Genomic DNA, 1,952 nt, shown 5'->3' with positions numbered 1-1,952 from the left:
CAGTCGATTTGGACAAATCCGCAGTTCCGTTGGGGCACGGTCCGTACCTATCTTTTTGATGTCCTGGTGATCCGGGGCATTGGCTGGACGTTGCTGCTGACGGTGACCTCGATGGTGATCGCGATCGTCCTGGCGATCCTGCTGGCGTTCATGCGCCAGTCCGACAACCCGCTGTTCCGGTATGTTTCCTGGGTGTGGGTCTGGTTCTTCCGTGGCACCCCCGTCTACACCCAGCTGGTGTTCTGGGGCCTGGTGCCCGTCTTGTACCAAAAGATCAGCCTCGGCGTCCCGTTCGGCCCCCAACTGTTCTCCGTGGACACCTCCACGATCGTCACCGCCACCATGGGCGCGATCCTGGGCCTGGGCCTGAACGAGTCCGCCTACCTGGCCGAGATCTTCCGCGCCGGGCTGAAATCCGTGGACAACGGCCAGATGGAAGCCGCCGAGGCACTGGGCATGCGCAAGAGCAAGGTCATGTGGCGGATCATCCTGCCCCAGGCCATGCGCGTGATCGTCCCCCCGACCGGCAACGAGACCATCGGCATGCTCAAGACCACCTCCCTGGTCCTCGCCGTCCCCTTCACCCTGGACTTGACGTTCGTGACCAGCGCCATCGCCAACCGCATCTACCTGCCCATCCCGCTGCTGATCGTGGCCGCGTTCTGGTACCTGGTCATCACCTCCCTGCTCATGGTCGGCCAACACTTCGTCGAACGCCACTACGGCAAGGGCGTGGACAACGTCACCATGGCCCCCGTGAAGGCCACCGCCGCAACGGCCGCCGCCCACCACGAACCGCCCGCAGCCGGGCACCGCGCCCGCAACGGCGAGAACGAAGGGGGCAAATGATGCCTGAAACGACCAGCCAACCCGCCACCGGGCAGACCGACACCAGGCCCGCCCTCACCGGCGCCCCCCTGGTGCGCATCGAGGGCGTGCACAAGCTCTTCGGCCACCACCACGTCCTCAAGGGCATCGACATGACCGTCCGGCACGGGGAGGTCGCCGTCATCATCGGCCCCTCCGGCTCCGGAAAATCCACCCTGCTGCGCTGCGTGAACCTCCTCGAGACCATCAGCGCCGGACGGATCTACGTCGGCGATGACCTGATCGGCTACCGCGAGGCCAACGGCCGCCTGCACGACTTGAACGCCAAACAGATCGCAGCCCAACGCCGGGAAATCGGCATGGTCTTCCAACGCTTCAACCTCTTCCCCCACAAGACCGCGCTGCAAAACGTCATCGAGGCACCCACCCAGGTCAAGCGCCAATCCAAGGCCGCAGCCCGGCTCAAGGCCCTGGAACTGCTCGAAACCGTGGGGCTGGGCGACCGGGCCAACTTCTACCCCTCCCAACTCTCCGGCGGCCAGCAACAACGCGTGGCCATCGCCCGCGCCCTGGCCATGGAACCAGAACTCATGCTCTTCGACGAACCCACCTCCGCCCTGGACCCCGAACTCGTCGGGGACGTCCTGGAAGTCATGAAAAACCTCGCCAAGTCCGGCATGACCATGATCGTCGTCACCCACGAAATCGGCTTCGCCCGCGAAGTCGGCGACACCCTGACCTTCATGGACGGCGGCGTCGTCGTCGAATCCGGCAACCCCCGCGAAATCATCGCCAACCCCCAACACCACCGGACCCAGGAATTCCTCTCCCGCGTCCTCTAACACCCCGCCCCCCGCAACTGGGTCGCAGTTGTTGCCGTTATTCCAGGAATTCCACCCGAAAAACGGCAACAACTGCGACCTAGACGCTTAAAGCGGCATGGACGCGGGCGTGCAGTTCCCGCAAGCCATCCCGGGTGGCTACGACCTCAACGATGCTGCGCCCACGCACCGGCACGGCCAGCGCAGCACCGAGCCCCGCCACAGTCCCGGCCCGCACATAGCGCCAACCATACGCAACAGCCAGCGCGCACAAGTCCACCCCATGCGGCGTACCAAAGTAAC

At 64.9% G+C, this 1,952-nt stretch carries 2 protein-coding genes and 1 pseudogene; 2 read left to right on the top strand and 1 reads right to left on the bottom strand.

Going from position 1 to position 1,952, the window contains the following annotated elements:
• Positions 1-849: amino acid ABC transporter permease (locus MMF96_RS19315; protein WP_256884464.1), on the top strand; the 849-nt coding region annotated here is incomplete at its 5' end.
• Positions 849-1,670 (top strand): amino acid ABC transporter ATP-binding protein, encoded by an 822-nt coding sequence (locus MMF96_RS19310; RefSeq protein WP_371131080.1) that lies wholly within the window; start codon positions 849-851, stop codon positions 1,668-1,670. The genes MMF96_RS19315 and MMF96_RS19310, both read left to right, overlap by 1 nt.
• 79 nt (positions 1,671-1,749) lie before the next feature.
• Here the strand turns inward: MMF96_RS19310 and MMF96_RS19305 are convergent.
• Positions 1,750-1,952, bottom strand: a pseudogene (locus MMF96_RS19305) (2-succinyl-5-enolpyruvyl-6-hydroxy-3-cyclohexene-1-carboxylate synthase); the annotation flags it as partial.

The organism is Arthrobacter sp. STN4, assembly GCF_024539665.1.
Lineage (GTDB): Bacteria > Actinomycetota > Actinomycetes > Actinomycetales > Micrococcaceae > Specibacter.
This window is presented reverse-complemented; position numbering and strand designations above follow the sequence as displayed.

Excerpts from the sequence above, each read along its gene's own strand:
- MMF96_RS19310 (WP_371131080.1), top strand. The coding sequence starts at position 849 with ATGCCTGAAACGACCAGCCAACCCGCCACCGGGCAGACCGACACCAGG.